A 17,982-nucleotide genomic window follows, 5' to 3' on the forward strand; every position below is an offset into this window, starting at 1 on the left:
ACCGCGTCTTTGCCGGCGTGCGGTGTGCTATACTCCACGCTTCGTCTTCGGCTTGTCCGTTGCGAAAAATCTGAATTGGCCAACTGGCTGAATTGCAAAACCCCCACGGCACGGCCTTTCTTCCGTGACCGCCTGTCTGTATCAAAGGAAATGCAAATGTCCGTAGCAGAAATCAAGAAGTCCGACATCGTCGCAGAATACGCGCGCGGCACGAACGACACCGGCTCCCCCGAAGTGCAGGTCGCACTGCTCACGAGCCGCATCAACGAACTGACCGTCCACTTCAAGTCGCATTCGAAAGATCACCACAGCCGCCGCGGTCTGCTGCGCATGGTGAGCCGCCGTCGCAAGCTGCTCGACTACCTGAAGGGTAAGGACGCGGATCGTTATCGCTCGCTGATCGAGAAGCTGGGTCTGCGCAAGTAATTGGCGCATATGTGGCTTCGCGGCCGCTGTTAGACCGAAGGTGCCTGTGTCAGTCCGCTGATACAGGCACTTTGTTTTTGTGCGTTTCGGCCGCGAAGTGGTGCGCGATCGCGATATCCGCGATCACGACGATGTAGTCGGCAGTTTCAGCGGTTCAGTTGCCGCAGCGCAGTTTGATTCACCCGGATGCATCATCCGGTTCGACACCCGGTCCGGCCTCGCAGCAGAGCTTTGTGTCATTCCACCGCGGCGCGTGCCGCGCGCACGTCGGGCAAGCCCCGCGCTGGAATGGCATAACACACCTCTCACGCGTGGCTCGCGACCGTCCATGCCAGCGCCATCGGGCCGGCGCGGCGCAACGTGAAAGGAGTCACAATGTTCAATAAAATCGTCAAAGAATTTAAGTGGGGACAACACAACGTCCGCCTCGAAACGGGTGAGATCGCTCGTCAGGCAAGCGGCGCGGTGATCGTCGATATCGAAGATACCGTCGTGCTCGCGACCGTCGTCGGCGCGAAGACCGCCAAGCCGGGCCAGGATTTCTTCCCGCTGACCGTCGATTACCTCGAAAAGACCTATGCCGCCGGCAAGATTCCGGGCGGCTTCTTCCGCCGCGAAGGCCGTCCGTCGGAAGGCGAAACGCTCATTTCGCGCCTGATCGACCGCCCGCTGCGCCCGCTTTTCCCGGAAGGCTTCTATAACGAAGTGCAGGTCGTGATCCACGTCCTGTCGCTGAACCCCGAAATCCCCGCGGACATCCCGGCGCTGATCGGCGCGTCCGCCGCGCTCGCGATTTCCGGTCTGCCGTTCAACGGCCCGGTCGGCGCTGCGCGCGTCGCCTATCTGAACAACGAGTACGTGCTGAACCCGACGCGTGCGCAGATGAAGGAGTCGGCGCTCGATCTGGTGGTCGCCGGTACGGAACGTGCGGTGCTGATGGTGGAATCGGAAGCGCAGCAGCTGTCCGAAGAAGTGATGCTTGGCGCGGTCGTGTTCGGCCACGACCAGATGCAGACCGCCATCGACGCGATTCACGAACTCGTGCGCGAAGGCGGCAAGCCGGAGTGGGACTGGGCGCCCGCACCGAAGAACGAAGCGCTGATCGCGCGCGTCACCGAGATCGCCAAGCCGGAACTCGAAGCCGCTTACCAGTTGCGCAACAAGTCGGCGCGTTCGGCCAAGCTGAAGGAAGTGTACGCAGCGGCGTCGGCGAAGCTGGAAGCAGATGCCGCCGCGAGCGGCACGGTCGCCGCCGACAAGGCAACGGTCGGCAACGTTCTGTTCGACATCGAAGCGAAGATCGTCCGTACGCAGATCCTGAACGGCGAGCCGCGCATCGATGGCCGCGACACGCGCACGGTCCGTCCGATCGAAATCCGCACGGGCGTCCTGCCGCGCACGCACGGTTCCGCGCTGTTCACGCGTGGCGAAACGCAGGCGCTGGTTGTCGCGACGCTCGGCACGAAGGGCGACGAGCAAAGCATCGACGCGCTCGAAGGCGAATACCGCGAGCGCTTCATGCTCCACTACAACATGCCGCCGTTCGCGACGGGCGAAACCGGCCGCGTCGGTTCGCCGAAGCGCCGTGAAATCGGCCACGGCCGTCTCGCCAAGCGCGCGCTGGTCGCGTGCCTGCCGAGCGCCGACGAATTCGGCTACTCGATCCGCGTCGTGTCGGAAATCACGGAATCGAACGGTTCGTCGTCGATGGCTTCGGTCTGCGGCGGCTGCCTCGCGCTGATGGACGCCGGCGTGCCGATGAAGGCGCACGTCGCGGGCATCGCGATGGGCCTGATCCTCGAAGGCAACAAGTTCGCGGTTCTGACCGACATCCTCGGCGACGAAGATCACCTCGGCGACATGGACTTCAAGGTGGCCGGCACGGCGCAAGGCGTGACCGCGCTGCAGATGGACATCAAGATCCAGGGCATCACGAAGGAAATCATGCAGGTTGCGCTCGCGCAGGCGAAGGAAGGCCGCATGCATATCCTCGGCAAGATGACGGCCGCGGTGCCGCACACGAACACGGAACTGTCGGACTACGCGCCGCGCATGATCACCATCAAGATCAATCCGGAGAAGATCCGCGACGTGATCGGCAAGGGCGGCTCGGTGATCCGCGCGCTGACGGAAGAAACCGGCACGACCATCGACATTTCGGACGACGGCGTCGTGACGATCGCGAGCACGTCGAGCGAAGGCATGGCGGAAGCCAAGAAGCGCATCGAGAACATCACGGCGGAAGTGGAAGTGGGTCAGGTCTACGAAGGCCCGGTGCTCAAGCTGCTCGACTTCGGCGCGATCGTGAACATCCTGCCGGGCAAGGACGGTTTGCTGCACATCTCGGAAATCGTCAACGAGCGCGTGAAGGACATCAACGACTACCTGAAGGAAGGCCAGATCGTGAAGGTCAAGGTCATCCAGACGGACGAAAAGGGCCGCGTGCGCTTGTCGGCGAAGGCGCTGCTGAACGAAGGCGCGCAGCAGGCGGAACCCACGCACCCGCAGCAGTAATGCGGTAATGTGTAGACGGCCGGCCGCGGATGCGAGCCGGCCGTTTTCATGTATGACGCTTGGGACGCTATGCATTGTCCGATGCGTCGTCGGACCCGATGGCAGTGTGGAGCGCGGATTGCTTTAAGCGCGCGCAGTGCCATCCGGTTCGGATGCACACTAACTCTGATCGGCACAGGGAGATGTCATGAAGGCCATCGAAATCACCGAGTTTGGCGCACCCGAAGTTCTGAAGCTGGGCGAGCGGCCGACCCCGACGCCGGGAAAATGCGAGGTTCTCATCAAGGTGGCGGCCTCCGGCGTGAACCGCCCGGACGTGTTCCAGCGCAAGGGCGCCTATGCGCCGCCGCCGGGCGCGTCGGATCTGCCGGGGCTGGAGGTTGCGGGTGAAATCGTCGACGGTGATTTCGATCCGAAGCACAACCCGTTCGGTCTGAAAAAGGGCGATCGCGTGTGTGCGCTGCTCGCGGGCGGCGGTTATGCCGAGTACGCCGTCGCGCCGCTCGAACAATGCCTGCCGGCGCCGAAGGGCCTGTCGGATATCGAAGCGGCATCGTTGCCCGAAACGTTTTTCACCGTGTGGAGCAATGTCTTCGAGCGCGGCCAGCTCGGTTTGGGCGAAAACGGCGAGGAAGAGACGCTGCTCGTTCAGGGCGGTTCGAGCGGGATCGGCGTGACGGCGATTCAGATCGCGAAGGCGCTCGGCTTTCGCGTCTTCGCCACGGCCGGCACCGATGAAAAGTGCCGCGCGTGCGAAGCGCTCGGCGCGGAGCGCGCGATCAACTACAAGACGGAAGACTTCGTCGACGTGGTGAAGTCGCTGACGAACGATCGCGGCGTCGACGTGATTCTCGACATGGTCGCGGGCGATTATCTTCAGCGCGAGCTCAAGGCGCTGGCCGACGGCGGACGCATTTGCGTGATCGCGCTTCTTGGCGGCGCGAAGGCGGAGATCAATCTCAACGACGTGCTGCGCCGGCGTCTCGTCATCACCGGTTCCACGCTGCGTCCGCGTCCTGTCGCGTTCAAGGCGAAGCTCGCGGCGAAGCTCAAGGAGCGCGTCTGGCCGGAGATCGAGGCGGGACGCATCAAGCCGGTGATTCACCAGGTCTTCCCGGCAGCCGAAGCTGCCGCCGCGCATGCGCTCATGGAAAGCAGCACGCACGTCGGCAAGATCGTGCTGGACTGGCGCGAGAAAGCGTGAGCTCGTTCGCGGGCCGCGACGCCAAAGCGTTGCGGCCCGCTTTTGGCGGTTTGACCGGTTTCCTCTTAACACAGTAAAATCGCCTGTTTTGCAAGCAGTTTGCAGTTCGTAGCGGGTTCATTCCTATAACAGGGCGGCTCATCGAAGCCGCCGCCGACTGACGAGACTTATGTCCAGAGAACGAGCGAAACTGGTGGTGGGCAACTGGAAGATGCACGGCCGCATCGGTGACAACGCGACCTTGCTGACCGAAGTCGCCGCAGGTGCATCGGCTTTGCAAAAGGGCGTGCGCGTCGGTGTGTGCGTGCCGTGCCCGTATCTCGCGCAATCGCAGGCGCTCCTCGCGGGTTCGGTCGTGCAGTGGGGCATTCAGGACGTGTCGGCGCATGAGGGTGGGGCCTACACCGGCGAAGTCGCAGCCGAAATGGCGGCGGACTTCGGCGTGACCTACGCGATCGTCGGGCATTCGGAGCGACGCGCGTATCATCGCGAAAGTCCGGAACTCGTCGCGGCGAAGGCAAAGCGCGCGATCGAGGCGGGTCTCACGCCGATCGTCTGCGTCGGCGAGACGCTCGAAGAACGCGAGTCCGCGCAGACGGAGCAGGTCATCGGCACGCAACTCGACGCCGTTCTGCTCGTGCTGACGGAAGAGCAGGCGGCTGGCATCGTGGTCGCCTACGAACCCGTCTGGGCGATCGGCACGGGCAAGACCGCGCGGCCGCTGCAGGCACAGGACGTTCACGCATTCCTGCGCCGCAAGCTGCTGGAGAAGGGGGCGTCGGTAGCGCACGTGCCGCTCTTGTACGGCGGCAGCGTGAAGCCCGAGAACGCGGAAGAACTGTTCGGGCAGAAGGACATCGACGGCGGGCTGATCGGCGGCGCGTCGCTGAAGTCGAAGGATTTTCTGGCGATCTGCCGGGCCGCGCAAACCGTGTTGCATTGAGCATCGAACGGCGAGCGGGCAGGGCAGGCGAAAGACTACATTGCGACACGAAGGTGTCACGGAAACATCAGGAACCAGGTGAGTTGAAATGCTGTATTTGAAGACATTGATTATCGTCGTTCAGTTGTTGTCGGCGCTGGGCGTTATCGGCCTCGTGCTGCTTCAGCATGGCAAGGGCGCGGACATGGGCGCGGCCTTCGGCAGCGGCGCGTCGGGTAGCCTTTTCGGCGCGACCGGCTCGGCCAACTTCTTGTCGCGTACCACGGCGGTGCTGGCGGCGATCTTCTTCATCACGACGCTCGCGCTGACCTATCTCGGCAGCTATAAGCCGCAGACGTCGGCGGGCGTGCTCGGCGGCGCGGCCCCCGTGCCTGCCTCCGCGCCGGCCGCGGCGGCATCCGCGCCTGTATCGGCACCGGTTGCATCGTCCGCGCCGGGCGCCGATGTGCCCAAATAACGGCAGAACGAATTTTTCGCGAAATCTGCATTTTGTGCGTTGAACAATTCGTAGGGCCCAGTTATAATTCAAGTCTTGAAGCGATTCGCGGCAATTAAGAAGTAGTTTTCCCGGATTGCAGTACAGTGCCGACGTGGTGAAATTGGTAGACACGCTATCTTGAGGGGGTAGTGGCGAAAGCTGTGCGAGTTCGAGTCTCGCCGTCGGCACCAACAGTTATCCAATGCCAGCCGCTTGCATCGCTTCGGCTGGCATTGTCACTTCTGGAGTACGCTTACGTTTTCATAGCGGCACCGGCATCGTCAAAGCAGATGTCACAGTGTGCTGATATCGTGAGCGGTCCCAAGTGATTCTCCCGCCGGGTGGTCCGTCCCGGCTGAAGCGCTCCAATCAATAACAGACCATATCTACCGATCTGAGGATAGCCTTGAACCTCGCACCCTATTACCCCGTCTTCTTGTTTCTTGTGGTGGGCCTTGGTTTAGGTATAGCGTTGGTCAGTATCGGCAAGATTCTCGGTCCCAACAAGCCCGACACCGAAAAGAACGCGCCGTACGAGTGCGGCTTCGAAGCGTTCGAAGACGCGCGTATGAAGTTCGATGTGCGTTACTATCTCGTCGCGATTCTTTTCATCATTTTCGATCTTGAGACGGCGTTCCTGTTTCCGTGGGGTGTTTCCCTGCGCGATATCGGCTGGCCTGGCTTCATCGCAATGATGATTTTTCTGCTCGAATTTTTGCTCGGTTTCGCCTACATCTGGAGAAAAGGCGGACTCGACTGGGAATGACAGTTAGATCACCGGATTCATGGGCGGCTTTGGCTGGCTGCTCATCTGGAGTGGAAAACAAATGAGTATCGAAGGGGTCTTGAAGGAAGGCTTTGTCACCACCACGGCTGACAAGCTGATCAACTGGACGCGCACCGGCTCCTTGTGGCCGATGACGTTCGGTCTCGCGTGTTGTGCGGTCGAGATGATGCATGCGGGCGCCGCCCGTTATGACCTGGACCGTTTCGGCGTGGTGTTCCGTCCGAGCCCGCGCCAGTCCGACGTGATGATCGTCGCTGGCACGCTGTGCAACAAGATGGCGCCCGCGCTTCGTAAGGTGTACGACCAGATGGCCGAGCCGCGCTGGGTTATCTCCATGGGTTCGTGCGCGAACGGCGGCGGCTATTACCACTACTCGTATTCCGTCGTGCGTGGTTGCGACCGGATCGTGCCGGTCGATGTCTACGTCCCCGGTTGCCCTCCGACCGCCGAAGCCCTGGTCTACGGCGTGATCCAGCTGCAGGCGAAGATTCGCCGCACCAACACCATCGCCCGTCAGTAAGGGCTGAGCCTCCCCAATTATGGCAAGCAAACTCGAGACCCTCAAAGCGAACCTCGAGACGGCGTTTGGCGACCGTCTCCAGAGCGTTACGGAGTCGCTTGGGCAAGTGACAATCGTCGTCAAGGCGGCCAATTATCTGGACGTCTGCAAGCAGCTTCGCGACGACACCTCGCTGCGCTTCGAACAGCTCATGGACCTGTCCGGCGTCGATTATTCGACCTACGGCGACGGCGTCTACGACGGTCCGCGTTTCGCGGCGGTCAGCCATCTTCTTTCCATCACGCATAACTGGCGTGTGCGCGTGCGCGTATTCGCTCCGGACGACGAAGTGCCTATCGTGCCTTCGGTGGTCGATGTCTGGTCGTCGGCGAACTGGTACGAGCGTGAGGCATTCGATCTCTACGGCATCGTGTTCGAAGGTCATCCGGACCTGCGCCGCATTCTCACGGACTACGGCTTCATCGGCCATCCGTTCCGCAAGGACTTCCCGGTTTCGGGCTACGTCGAGATGCGTTACGACCCGGAAGAGAAGCGCGTCGTGTATCAGCCTGTGACGATCGAGCCGCGCGAAATCACGCCGCGCGTGATTCGCGAAGATCGCTATGGCGGTCTGAAACATTAAGAGAGCGTCATGGCAGAGATCAAAAACTACACGCTGAACTTCGGCCCGCAGCACCCGGCAGCGCACGGCGTGCTGCGCCTCGTGCTCGAACTCGACGGCGAAGTGATCCAGCGCGCCGATCCGCACATCGGTCTGCTGCATCGCGCGACCGAGAAGCTCGCCGAAACCAAGACCTTCATTCAGTCCGTGCCGTACATGGACCGTCTCGACTACGTGTCGATGATGGTCAACGAGCACGGCTATGTGCTCGCCATCGAGAAGCTCCTCGGCATCGACGTCCCCATTCGCGCGAAGTACATCCGCGTGCTGTTCGATGAAATCACGCGCGTGCTGAACCACCTGATGTGGATCGGCTCGCACGCGCTCGACGTCGGCGCGATGGCGGTGTTCCTCTACGCGTTCCGCGAGCGCGAAGATCTGATGGACGTCTACGAGGCGGTGTCGGGCGCGCGCATGCACGCGGCGTACTACCGTCCGGGCGGCGTGTACCGCGATCTGCCGGACGCCATGCCGCAGTACAAGGCGTCGAAGATCCGCAACGCCAAGGCGCTCGACAGGATGAACGAGACCCGTCAGGGTTCGCTGCTCGACTTCATCGAAGACTTCTTCAAGCGCTTTCCGCGCTGTGTCGACGAGTACGAAACGCTGCTCACCGACAACCGCATCTGGAAGCAGCGTCTCGTGGGCATCGGCGTCGTGAGCCCGGAGCGCGCGTTGCAGATGGGCCTTTCCGGCGCGATGCTGCGCGGCTCGGGCATCGAGTGGGATTTGCGCAAGAAGCAGCCGTACGAAGTGTACGACCAGCTCGATTTCGATATCCCCGTCGGCGTGAATGGCGATTGCTACGACCGTTATCTGGTGCGCGTGGAAGAAATGCGCCAGTCGACGCGCATCGCCGAACAGTGCATTGCGTGGCTGCGCAAGAATCCTGGCCCTGTGATGGTCGATAATCACAAGGTTGCGCCGCCGTCGCGCGTCGGCATGAAGAGCAACATGGAAGAGCTGATTCACCATTTCAAGCTCTTCACCGAAGGCTTCCATGTGCCGGAAGGCGAAACGTACGCGGCGGTCGAGCATCCGAAGGGCGAGTTCGGCATCTACCTGGTGTCGGATGGCGCGAACAAGCCGTATCGCCTGAAGATTCGGGCGCCGGGCTATGCGCACCTCGCAGCGCTCGACGAAATGGCGCGAGGCCACATGATCGCCGACGCTGTGACGATCATCGGTACGCAAGACATCGTGTTCGGCGAGATCGATCGCTGATCTCACCGCCGGCCGCATGGCGCGCTGCGAAGGCCCCATGCGCGCCAAGCGCGAATGCAATTACAGGAACCCGCAGGAACGCCAGGTCTGCCGCAACACGAAGGACGCGGCGGGTTTTCGTTCGGTAGGAATTGAAAGAGTCGTGTCTGAAAATGATCTCAGCTGAAGGCCTGAAAGAAATCGATCGCGCGGTCGCGAAGTATCCCGCCGAGCAAAAGCAATCGGCGGTGATGGCGGCGCTCGCCGTTGCTCAGGAAGAGCATGGTTGGCTCTCGCCCGACATCATGCAGTTCGTGGCCGATTACCTGAGCATGCCGCCCGTCGCGGTCCAGGAAGTCGCCACGTTCTACACGATGTACGAACTGAAGCCGGTCGGTAAGCACAAGATCACGCTCTGCACGAACCTGCCTTGCCAGCTCGGTCCGGACGGCGGTTCGGACAGCGCCGCGGAGTATCTCAAGCAGAAGCTCGGCATCGATTTCGGCGAAACCACGCCGGACGGCAAATTCACGCTGAAAGAAGGCGAATGCTTCGGCGCGTGCGGCGACGCACCCGTGATGCTCGTGAACAACCATCGCATGTGCAGCTTCATGAGCCGCGAGAAGATCGACCAGTTGATCGAGGACCTTTCGAAATGACGTCACTCCACGATCGTCACATCAAGCCGCTGATCCTCGCTGGCCTTAACGGCGAGAACTGGCATCTCGAAGATTACGTCGCGCGCGGCGGCTACAAGCAGCTGCGCCGCATTCTCGAAGAAAAGATTCCGCCCGAGCAGGTCATTGCCGACGTCAAGGCGTCGGGTCTGCGCGGCCGCGGAGGCGCGGGCTTCCCGACCGGCCTGAAGTGGAGCTTCATGCCGCGTCAGTTCCCGGGCCAGAAATATCTCGTCTGCAATTCGGACGAAGGCGAGCCGGGCACGTTCAAGGATCGCGACATCCTGCGCTGGAACCCGCATTCGCTGATCGAAGGCATGGCTATCGGCGCGTACGCGATGGGCATCACCGTCGGCTATAACTACATCCACGGCGAGATCTTCGAGGTCTATCGCGTGTTCGAGGCGGCGCTCGAAGAAGCGCGCCAGGCCGGTTATCTCGGCGCGAACATCCTCGGCTCGGGCTTTTCGTTCGAACTGTATGCGCACCACGGTTACGGCGCGTACATCTGCGGCGAGGAAACCGCGCTGCTCGAATCGCTGGAAGGCAAGAAGGGCCAGCCGCGCTTCAAGCCGCCGTTCCCGGCGAGCTTCGGCGTGTACGGCAAGCCGACCACCATCAACAATACCGAGACGTTCGCCGCGGTGCCGTTCCTGCTGGAAATCGGGCCGCAGAATTATCTCGAGATCGGCAAGCCGAACAACGGCGGCACGAAGATCTTCTCGGTGTCGGGCGACGTGAATCGTCCGGGCAACTACGAAATTCCGCTCGGCACGCCGTTCTCGACGTTGATGGAATTGGCGGGCGGCGTGCGCGGCCAGTCGATCAAGGCGGTGATTCCGGGCGGTTCGTCCGCGCCGGTCGTGCCGGGCGACATGATGCTCGCCACCGACATGGACTACGATTCGATCGCGAAGGCAGGCTCGATGCTCGGCTCGGGCGCGGTCATCGTGATGAACGAGACGCGCTGCATGGTGCGCTCGCTCTTGCGCCTCTCGTACTTCTATTACGAAGAGTCGTGCGGCCAGTGCACGCCGTGCCGCGAAGGCACCGGCTGGCTGTATCGCGTGGTGCATCGCATCGAGCACGGTCTCGGCCGCAAGGAAGATCTGGATCTGCTGAATTCGGTCGCGGAAAACATCATGGGCCGCACGATCTGCGCGCTCGGCGATGCGGCGGCCATGCCCGTGCGCGGCATGCTCAAGCACTTCTGGGACGAATTCGAGTATCACGTCGAGCACAAGCATTGTCTCGTCGGCGGGCATGCGCATCACGCGCGCACCGAAGCGCTTACCGCGTAATCAGGCGCGCACAGTCAGATGCGCGGAAAGTAGTCGAGAGACAAGGGTTGAGGATCTCTATCCATCATGGTTGAACTAGAAATTGACGGCAAGACGGTCGAGGTGCCTGAAGGCAGCATGGTGATCCAGGCTGCGCACAAGGTCGATACGTACATTCCTCACTTCTGCTATCACAAGAAGCTATCGATCGCGGCGAACTGCCGGATGTGCCTCGTCGAAGTCGAGAAGATGCCGAAGGCCGTCCCCGCCTGCGCGACGCCCGTGTCGGCCGGCATGATCGTGCGCACCACCTCCGACAAGGCCGTGAAGGCCCAGCAGTCGGTGATGGAATTCCTGCTGATCAACCATCCGCTCGATTGCCCGATCTGCGATCAGGGCGGCGAATGCCAGTTGCAGGACTTGGCCGTCGGATACGGCAAGTCGCAGTCGCGCTATAGCGAAGAAAAGCGCGTGGTGTTCCACAAGAACGTCGGTCCGCTCATCTCCATGGAAGAGATGTCGCGCTGCATCCACTGCACGCGCTGCGTGCGCTTCGGCCAGGAAGTGGCCGGCGTGATGGAACTCGGCATGCTGGGCCGCGGCGAACATTCGGAAATCACCTCGTTCGTCGGCAAGACCGTGGATTCGGAACTGTCGGGCAACATGATCGACCTGTGCCCGGTCGGCGCGTTGACGAGCAAGCCGTTCCGCTACAGCGCGCGTACGTGGGAACTGTCGCGCCGCAAGTCGGTGAGCCCGCACGATTCCGTCGGCGCGAACCTCGTGGTGCAGGTGAAGAACAACCGCGTGATGCGCGTTCTGCCGATGGAAAACGAAGCCATCAACGAATGCTGGATCTCGGACAAAGACCGCTTCTCGTACGAAGGCCTCAACGGCGACGAGCGTCTGACCACGCCGATGCTGAAGCAGGGCGGCAACTGGATCGAAACCGACTGGCAGACCGCGCTCGAATACGTGGCGAAGGGTCTCAAGGGCATCAAGGCCGACCACGGCGCGAACGCGATCGCCGCATTGGCCACGCCGCACAGCACGGTCGAAGAACTGCATCTGCTGAAGCAACTGGCGGAAGGCGTCGGTACGCCGAACGTCGATTTCCGTCTGCGCCAGAACGATTTCTCCGCGCCGGTGGGCGTCGGTGCGCCGTGGCTCGGCTCGAAGATCGCAGATCTGTCGCTCGTCGACACCGCATTCGTGATCGGCTCGTTCCTGCGCCGCGATCATCCGCTGTTCGCCGCGCGTCTGCGTCAGGCCGCAAAGAGCGGCGCCAAGATCACGTTCCTCAACGCCAGCAACGACGATTCGCTGATCCCGACCGCGCATCGCCTGGTCGCGGCGCCGTCGGCATGGCTCGATCAGCTCGCGGGTATCGCGGCGGCCGTATCCGAAGCGCGCGGCGTCGCGCTGCCGGACGCGTTCGCGGGCCGCGAAGTATCGGCGGCGGCGAAGGACGTGGCGGCATCGCTGTCGGCGGGCGAAAAGCGCGTCGTGCTGCTCGGCAATCTCGCCGTTCAGCATCCGGACTTTGCACAGATTCAGGCAGCCGCCCAGTGGATCGCCGACAATACCGGCGCGACGCTCGGCTTCCTCACGGAAGGCGCGAATTCGGTCGGCGCGCATCTCGTCGATGCGCTGCCGGGCGAGGGCGGTCTCAACGCACGCGAAGCATTCGAGCAGCCGCGCAAGGGTTACGTGCTGCTGAACGCCGAGCCGGAATACGACACCGCGAACCCGGCGCAAGCCATCGCCGCGCTGAAGGCGGCGGAAATGGTCGTCGTGATGTCGCCGTTCAAGCACGGTATGGACTACGCGGACGTGCTGCTGCCCATCGCGCCGTTCACGGAAACGTCGGGCACGTTCGTCAACGCGGAAGGCACGGCACAGTCGTTCAACGGCGTCGTGCGCGCGCTGGGCGATACGCGTCCGGGCTGGAAGGTGCTGCGCGTATTGGGCACGATCCTCGGCCTGTCCGGTTTCGACTACGACACGGCTGAAGAAGTGCGCATCGCCGCACTCGGCACGGGCGATCTGTCCGCGCGTCTGTCGAACAAGACGTCGGTGCAGGCAAAGCGCGCCGCGTCGAACGTCGTGCTGAACGGCAGCGGCCTGCAGCGTCTCGCCGATGTGCCGATCTATCACGCCGACGCACTCGTGCGCCGCGCGCCGTCGCTGCATCTGACGGCGGCCGCCCGCGATGCGAACGTGGCCGGCCTGCCGACCGCGCTCTACGACAAGCTCGGCCTGAAAGATGGCGAAGCAGTGCGTATCAAGCAGGGCAACCTGTCGGTGACGTTGCCCGCGGTCCGCGATGCGAATCTCGCGGAATCGGTGGTCCGCGTGTCGGCGGGCACGACGGCTGGCGCCGCGCTCGGCGGCCTGTTCGGTGAACTGGTAGTGGAGAAGGCGTAAAAATGGGCTTGTTCGATACGATCAACGCAGGTGGCACGCAGCTTCTGGGCGTCGCATGGCCGACGGTGTGGGCGCTGGTCCGCATCCTGGTGGTGGCGGTTGTCATTCTGCTGTGCGTGGCGTACCTGATTCTGTGGGAACGCAAGCTCATCGGCTGGATGCACGTGCGTCTCGGCCCGAACCGCGTCGGCCCGGCGGGTCTGCTGCAGCCGATCGCGGACGTCTTGAAGCTGCTGCTGAAGGAAGTCATCCAGCCGACGCAGGCAAGCCGCTGGATCTACATGATCGCGCCGATCATGACCGTGGTTCCGGCTTTCGCCGTGTGGGCGGTCATTCCGTTCCAGGCGGAAGCGGTGCTCGGCAACATCAACGCGGGTCTGCTGTACGCCATGGCGATTTCGTCGATCGGCGTGTACGGCGTGATTCTGGCCGGCTGGGCGTCGAACTCGAAGTACGCGTTCCTCGGCGCGATGCGCGCGGCGGCTCAGATGGTGTCCTACGAAATCTCGATGGGCTTCGCGCTCGTCGTGGTGCTGATGGTCGCGGGCACGCTGAACATGTCGGAAATCGTGCACTCGCAGCAGCGCGGGATGTTCGCGGGCTGGGGCGTCAACTTCCTGTCGTGGAACTGGCTGCCGCTCTTGCCGATGTTCGTCGTGTACTTCATCTCGGGCATCGCCGAAACGAACCGTCACCCGTTCGACGTGGTTGAAGGCGAATCGGAAATCGTCGCGGGCCACATGATCGATTACTCCGGCATGGCGTTCGCGCTGTTCTTCCTCGCCGAGTACATCAACATGATCGTGATCTCCGCGATCGCCACGACGCTGTTCCTCGGCGGCTGGGATGCGCCGTTCGGCTTCCTGTCGTTCATTCCGGGCGTATTCTGGTTCGTTTTCAAGGTTTTCCTGCTGCTGTCGGTCTTCATCTGGGCGCGCGCGACATTCCCGCGTTACCGCTACGACCAGATCATGCGTCTGGGCTGGAAGGTGTTCCTGCCGGTATCGGTGATCTGGGTGGTCGTGGTCGGTTTCTGGATCATGTCGCCGCTCAACATCTGGAAGTAACGAGAAGCGCGCACACGAAACCATCATGAACGCAATCCAAAACTTCTTTAAGACCTTCTTCCTGACCGAGCTGCTGAAGGGTCTCGCGCTGACGGGCCGTTACACGTTCCAGCGCAAGATCACCGTGCAGTTCCCGGAAGAGAAGACGCCTATCTCGCCGCGTTTCCGCGGCCTGCATGCGCTGCGCCGTTATGAAAACGGCGAAGAGCGCTGCATCGCCTGCAAGCTGTGCGAAGCGGTATGCCCGGCCATGGCGATCACGATCGAATCGGAAACGCGCGCGGACAATACGCGCCGCACGACCCGCTATGACATCGACCTGACCAAGTGCATCTTCTGCGGTTTCTGCGAAGAAAGCTGCCCGGTCGATTCGATCGTCGAGACGCACATCCTCGAATATCACGGCGAGAAGCGCGGCGACCTGTATTTCACGAAGGACATGCTGCTCGCGGTGGGCGACCGTTACGAAACGGAAATCGCCGCATCGAAGGCAGCGGACGCGCCTTATCGTTGATTGAAGGCAGATGCCGGAGCCTTGGGCTTTAGCCTCTGGGTTCCGGCGTCGGGCCGAAGCGATTTTGTTGTTGCTGTTTGGCACACTGCGGCGCGCGCCGAGGGCGGCTCCTGCCCGAAAACGCCGACACACCATGCCTGATGATGGCCTAACGATGAACCGGTAATCATGGAATTCACAACCGTACTGTTCTATATCTTCGCGCTGCTGCTGACCGTGTCCGCGCTGAAGGTGATCACCTCGCGCAACCCGGTGTCGTCCGCGCTCTTTCTCGTGCTCGCGTTTTTCAACGCGGCCGCGATCTGGATGCTGCTGCAAGCCGAATTCCTCGCGATCCTGCTGGTTCTCGTCTATGTCGGCGCGGTGATGGTGCTGTTCCTCTTCGTCGTGATGATGCTCGATATCAACATTGATGTCCTGCGGCGCGATTTCAAGCGTTTCGTGCCGATCGCGAGCATCGTCGGCGCCATCATCGTGATCGAAACGGCACTGATCCTGTGGCACGGCTACGGCGCGACGACTACGCCGCTGCGCGACGCATCCGCCGGCGCGGGCGTCTCCGGCGCGGCGCTGATGCCGAACACGCAGCTCATCGGCAAGGTCATCTACACGGACTACATCTTCGCGTTCGAAATCGCGGGCCTCGTGCTGCTCGTCGCGATCATCGCGGCGATCTCGCTCACGATCCGCGACAAGAAGGACAAGAAGACGCAAACCGTCAGCCAGCAGGTCAAGGTGCGCCGCGAAGACCGCGTGCGTCTCGTGAAGATGCAGGCGGAAAAAGATGCGCCCGATGCCACCACGGAACCGGCCGTGACCGGCAACATCGGCGCGGGCGCGGTCGACAACAAGGGCTGAGCGCGAAGGAGAAATCGAATATGTTGAGTCTTGCCCATTACCTCGTGCTCGGTGCGATCCTTTTTGCGATCAGCATCGTCGGCATCTTCCTGAACCGCCGCAACGTCATCATCATCCTGATGGCGATCGAACTGATGCTGCTCGCGGTGAACACCAATTTCGTCGCGTTCTCACACTATCTGGGCGATGTGCACGGCCAGATCTTCGTGTTCTTCGTGCTGACCGTGGCCGCGGCTGAAGCCGCGATCGGTCTCGCGATTCTCGTGACCCTGTTCCGTAGCCTCGACACGATCAACGTCGAGGACCTCGATCAGCTCAAAGGTTAATTTCAGGCAAGGCTGTTATGTCCACGACACTCAATGAAAACCTCCTGCTCGCGGTTCCGCTGGCGCCGCTGGCCGGCTGTCTGATCGCGGGGCTGTTCGCGAAGTGGGTAGGGCGCAAGGGCGCGCATCGCGTGACGATCCTCGGCGTCTTCATCTCGTTCATCCTCTCGGCGATCGTCTTCAACGACGTGATGCACGGCGCGAGCTTCAACGCGACCATCTACGAATGGATGAACGTCGGCCCGCTGAAGATGGAAGTCGGCTTCCTGGTCGACTCGCTCACCGCGATGATGATGGTCATCGTGACCTTCGTCTCGCTGATGGTGCACATCTACACGATCGGCTACATGGCGGACGAGGAAGTCGGCTACGAGCGCTTCTTCTCGTACATCTCGCTCTTCACGTTCTCGATGCTGATGCTCGTCATGAGCAACAACTTCCTGCAGCTGTTCTTCGGCTGGGAAGCGGTGGGTCTCGTGTCGTATCTGCTGATCGGTTTCTACTTCACGCGTGAAAGCGCGATCTACGCCAACATGAAGGCGTTCATCGTGAACCGCGTGGGCGACTTCGGCTTTCTGCTCGGCATCGGCTTGCTGCTCGCGTTCTCGGGATCGCTGAACTACGGCGACGTCTTCGCGCAAGGCGACAAGCTCGCGGCGATGACCTTCCCCGGCACGGACTGGGGCCTCCTGACGGTCGCGTGCATTTGCCTCTTCATCGGCGCGATGGGCAAGTCGGCGCAATTCCCGCTGCACGTGTGGCTGCCCGACTCGATGGAAGGCCCGACGCCGATCTCCGCGCTGATTCACGCGGCAACGATGGTGACGGCCGGCATCTTCATGGTGACGCGCATGTCGCCGCTCTTCGAGCATTCGGATGCGGCGCTGTCGTTCGTGACGGTCATCGGCGCGATTACGGCGTTGTTCATGGGCTTTCTCGGCGTCGTGCAGAACGACATCAAGCGCGTGGTCGCGTACTCGACGCTCTCGCAGCTCGGCTACATGACGGTCGCGCTCGGCGTGTCGGCGTATCCGGTTGCCGTGTTCCACCTCGGCACGCACGCGTTCTTCAAGGCGCTGCTGTTCCTCGGTGCGGGCTCGGTCATCATCGGCATGCACCACGATCAGGACATGCGCAACATGGGCGGCCTGCGCAAGTACATGCCGATCACGTGGATCACCTCGCTGATCGGTTCGCTCGCGCTGATCGGCACGCCGTTCTTCTCGGGCTTCTACTCGAAGGATTCGATCATCGAGGCCGTGAAGTACTCGCATCTGGCGGGCTCGGGCTTCGCCTATTTCGCGGTGGTCGCGAGCGTGTTCGTCACGTCGCTGTACTCGTTCCGCATGTATTTCATGGTGTTCCACGGCGAAGAGCGCTTTCGCGGTCCGAAGCATCCCGACTCGCCGATGGGCCAGGCCGAAGCGCATGGTCACGGTCATGGTCATGACGACGGTCACGGTCACGACGATCATGGCCACGGTCACGCTCATGTGCCGCACGAAACGCCCTGGGTGGTGACGCTGCCGCTCGTGCTGCTCGCGATTCCGTCGATCATCATCGGCGCGATCATGATCGGCCCGATGATCTACGGCGACTTCTTCTCTCACGGCGTGGTGTTCGACAAGGTGATCTACATCGCCGAGAACCACGAAGGCCTGAAGGAAATGGCCGAAGAGTTCCACGGCTGGGTTGCGATGGCGCTGCACGGCATCATCACGCCGGGCCCGGTGTGGCTGGCGGCACTCGGCGTGATCGTCGCGTGGTTCTTCTACATGAAGCGCCCGGACCTGCCGGCCGTCGTGGCCCGCACGTTCCGCCCGATCTACGTGTTGCTCGACAACAAGTACTACTGCGACAAGATCAACGAAGTCGTGTTCGCGAAGGGCGCGGTCGCGATCGGCCGCGGTCTGTGGAAAGAAGGCGATGTGGTCGTCATCGACGGCATCGTCAACGGCAGTGCGCGGTTCATGGGCTGGTTCGCCGGTGTGATCCGCTTCCTTCAATCCGGTTACATCTATCACTACGCGTTCGCCATGATTATCGGCATGCTGGGGCTCTTGACCCTGTTTGTGACGCTCGGCGGCAAATAAGGCG

General features: G+C 62.0%; 17 protein-coding genes and 1 tRNA gene. All 18 read left to right on the forward strand.

What is annotated here, in order from left to right:
• The first annotated feature begins 156 nt into the window (after positions 1 to 156).
• The 18 genes from rpsO to nuoL all read left to right on the forward strand — a co-directional run bounded on the left by rpsO (position 157) and on the right by nuoL (position 17,978).
• Entirely contained in the window at positions 157 to 426 is a 270-nt protein-coding gene (gene rpsO, locus LY284_RS03090) for a 30S ribosomal protein S15 (RefSeq protein WP_014191766.1), read from the forward strand.
• Positions 427 to 801: 375 nt separating this feature from the next.
• The gene (pnp, locus tag LY284_RS03095) at positions 802 to 2,940 is read left to right on the forward strand and encodes a polyribonucleotide nucleotidyltransferase (RefSeq protein ID WP_041730501.1); all 2,139 of its coding nucleotides are present in this window, start codon (positions 802 to 804) and stop codon (positions 2,938 to 2,940) included.
• Between the two features lie 187 nt (positions 2,941 to 3,127).
• Positions 3,128 to 4,144, forward strand: a complete 1,017-nt coding sequence (locus tag LY284_RS03100; RefSeq protein WP_014191764.1) for an NAD(P)H-quinone oxidoreductase — start codon at positions 3,128 to 3,130, stop codon at positions 4,142 to 4,144.
• 169 nt (positions 4,145 to 4,313) lie between these two features.
• Positions 4,314 to 5,087 (forward strand): triose-phosphate isomerase, encoded by a 774-nt coding sequence (gene tpiA, locus LY284_RS03105; protein WP_014191763.1) that lies wholly within the window; start codon positions 4,314 to 4,316, stop codon positions 5,085 to 5,087.
• Between the two features lie 88 nt (positions 5,088 to 5,175).
• Complete coding sequence (gene secG, locus LY284_RS03110) at positions 5,176 to 5,544, forward strand: preprotein translocase subunit SecG (protein ID WP_014191762.1); 369 nt, start codon at positions 5,176 to 5,178, stop codon at positions 5,542 to 5,544.
• Positions 5,545 to 5,671: 127 nt separating this feature from the next.
• A tRNA-Leu gene (locus tag LY284_RS03115) sits at positions 5,672 to 5,756 on the forward strand.
• 215 nt (positions 5,757 to 5,971) lie between these two features.
• Positions 5,972 to 6,331: an NADH-quinone oxidoreductase subunit A gene (locus LY284_RS03120; protein ID WP_041730499.1), complete on the forward strand. Its 360-nt coding sequence runs from the start codon at positions 5,972 to 5,974 to the stop codon at positions 6,329 to 6,331.
• A gap of 61 nt (positions 6,332 to 6,392) precedes the next feature.
• A complete protein-coding gene (locus LY284_RS03125; RefSeq protein ID WP_006052903.1) occupies positions 6,393 to 6,872 on the forward strand; it encodes an NADH-quinone oxidoreductase subunit B family protein in 480 nt (159 codons plus the stop codon).
• Positions 6,873 to 6,891: 19 nt separating this feature from the next.
• Positions 6,892 to 7,494 (forward strand): NADH-quinone oxidoreductase subunit C, encoded by a 603-nt coding sequence (locus LY284_RS03130; protein WP_014191759.1) that lies wholly within the window; start codon positions 6,892 to 6,894, stop codon positions 7,492 to 7,494.
• Between the two features lie 9 nt (positions 7,495 to 7,503).
• On the forward strand, positions 7,504 to 8,757 hold the full coding sequence (locus LY284_RS03135) for an NADH-quinone oxidoreductase subunit D (RefSeq protein WP_014191758.1): 1,254 nt from the start codon (positions 7,504 to 7,506) through the stop codon (positions 8,755 to 8,757).
• Positions 8,758 to 8,909: 152 nt separating this feature from the next.
• Positions 8,910 to 9,395 carry an NADH-quinone oxidoreductase subunit NuoE gene (nuoE, locus tag LY284_RS03140; protein WP_014191757.1) on the forward strand — a complete coding sequence of 162 codons (486 nt, stop codon included), beginning with the start codon at positions 8,910 to 8,912 and terminating at the stop codon, positions 9,393 to 9,395.
• On the forward strand, positions 9,392 to 10,714 hold the full coding sequence (gene nuoF / locus LY284_RS03145) for an NADH-quinone oxidoreductase subunit NuoF (RefSeq protein WP_014191756.1): 1,323 nt from the start codon (positions 9,392 to 9,394) through the stop codon (positions 10,712 to 10,714). Before nuoE ends, nuoF begins: the two co-directional genes overlap by 4 nt.
• Before the next feature lie 66 nt (positions 10,715 to 10,780).
• The gene (gene nuoG / locus LY284_RS03150; protein WP_014191755.1) at positions 10,781 to 13,120 is read left to right on the forward strand and encodes an NADH-quinone oxidoreductase subunit NuoG; all 2,340 of its coding nucleotides are present in this window, start codon (positions 10,781 to 10,783) and stop codon (positions 13,118 to 13,120) included.
• 2 nt (positions 13,121 to 13,122) lie between these two features.
• Positions 13,123 to 14,187, forward strand: a complete 1,065-nt coding sequence (nuoH, locus tag LY284_RS03155; protein ID WP_014191754.1) for an NADH-quinone oxidoreductase subunit NuoH — start codon at positions 13,123 to 13,125, stop codon at positions 14,185 to 14,187.
• Positions 14,188 to 14,212: 25 nt separating this feature from the next.
• On the forward strand, positions 14,213 to 14,701 hold the full coding sequence (gene nuoI / locus LY284_RS03160) for an NADH-quinone oxidoreductase subunit NuoI (protein ID WP_008341734.1): 489 nt from the start codon (positions 14,213 to 14,215) through the stop codon (positions 14,699 to 14,701).
• A gap of 168 nt (positions 14,702 to 14,869) precedes the next feature.
• Positions 14,870 to 15,559, forward strand: a complete 690-nt coding sequence (locus LY284_RS03165; RefSeq protein WP_014191753.1) for an NADH-quinone oxidoreductase subunit J — start codon at positions 14,870 to 14,872, stop codon at positions 15,557 to 15,559.
• 20 nt (positions 15,560 to 15,579) lie between these two features.
• On the forward strand, positions 15,580 to 15,885 hold the full coding sequence (gene nuoK / locus LY284_RS03170; RefSeq protein WP_007588140.1) for an NADH-quinone oxidoreductase subunit NuoK: 306 nt from the start codon (positions 15,580 to 15,582) through the stop codon (positions 15,883 to 15,885).
• A 17-nt stretch (positions 15,886 to 15,902) separates the two neighbouring features.
• Entirely contained in the window at positions 15,903 to 17,978 is a 2,076-nt protein-coding gene (gene nuoL, locus LY284_RS03175; RefSeq protein ID WP_014191752.1) for an NADH-quinone oxidoreductase subunit L, read from the forward strand.
• Positions 17,979 to 17,982 lie beyond the last annotated feature (4 nt).

The organism is Caballeronia sp. PC1 (genome assembly GCF_021353155.1).
In the GTDB taxonomy this organism is placed as follows: Bacteria; Pseudomonadota; Gammaproteobacteria; order Burkholderiales; family Burkholderiaceae; genus Caballeronia; species Caballeronia cordobensis.

Bases quoted from the DNA above. Each gene is read 5' to 3' on its own strand.
- nuoL (WP_014191752.1), top strand. From the start codon at position 15,903: ATGTCCACGACACTCAATGAAAACCTCCTGCTCGCGGTTCCGCTGGCG.
- LY284_RS03125 (WP_006052903.1), top strand. From the start codon at position 6,393: ATGAGTATCGAAGGGGTCTTGAAGGAAGGCTTTGTCACCACCACGGCT.
- pnp (WP_041730501.1), top strand. From the start codon at position 802: ATGTTCAATAAAATCGTCAAAGAATTTAAGTGGGGACAACACAACGTC.
- rpsO (WP_014191766.1), top strand. From the start codon at position 157: ATGTCCGTAGCAGAAATCAAGAAGTCCGACATCGTCGCAGAATACGCG.
- tpiA (WP_014191763.1), top strand. From the start codon at position 4,314: ATGTCCAGAGAACGAGCGAAACTGGTGGTGGGCAACTGGAAGATGCAC.
- LY284_RS03135 (WP_014191758.1), top strand. From the start codon at position 7,504: ATGGCAGAGATCAAAAACTACACGCTGAACTTCGGCCCGCAGCACCCG.
- LY284_RS03100 (WP_014191764.1), top strand. From the start codon at position 3,128: ATGAAGGCCATCGAAATCACCGAGTTTGGCGCACCCGAAGTTCTGAAG.
- nuoI (WP_008341734.1), top strand. From the start codon at position 14,213: ATGAACGCAATCCAAAACTTCTTTAAGACCTTCTTCCTGACCGAGCTG.
- nuoG (WP_014191755.1), top strand. From the start codon at position 10,781: ATGGTTGAACTAGAAATTGACGGCAAGACGGTCGAGGTGCCTGAAGGC.
- LY284_RS03165 (WP_014191753.1), top strand. From the start codon at position 14,870: ATGGAATTCACAACCGTACTGTTCTATATCTTCGCGCTGCTGCTGACC.
- nuoH (WP_014191754.1), top strand. From the start codon at position 13,123: ATGGGCTTGTTCGATACGATCAACGCAGGTGGCACGCAGCTTCTGGGC.
- LY284_RS03130 (WP_014191759.1), top strand. From the start codon at position 6,892: ATGGCAAGCAAACTCGAGACCCTCAAAGCGAACCTCGAGACGGCGTTT.
- nuoF (WP_014191756.1), top strand. From the start codon at position 9,392: ATGACGTCACTCCACGATCGTCACATCAAGCCGCTGATCCTCGCTGGC.
- nuoK (WP_007588140.1), top strand. From the start codon at position 15,580: ATGTTGAGTCTTGCCCATTACCTCGTGCTCGGTGCGATCCTTTTTGCG.
- nuoE (WP_014191757.1), top strand. From the start codon at position 8,910: ATGATCTCAGCTGAAGGCCTGAAAGAAATCGATCGCGCGGTCGCGAAG.
- secG (WP_014191762.1), top strand. From the start codon at position 5,176: ATGCTGTATTTGAAGACATTGATTATCGTCGTTCAGTTGTTGTCGGCG.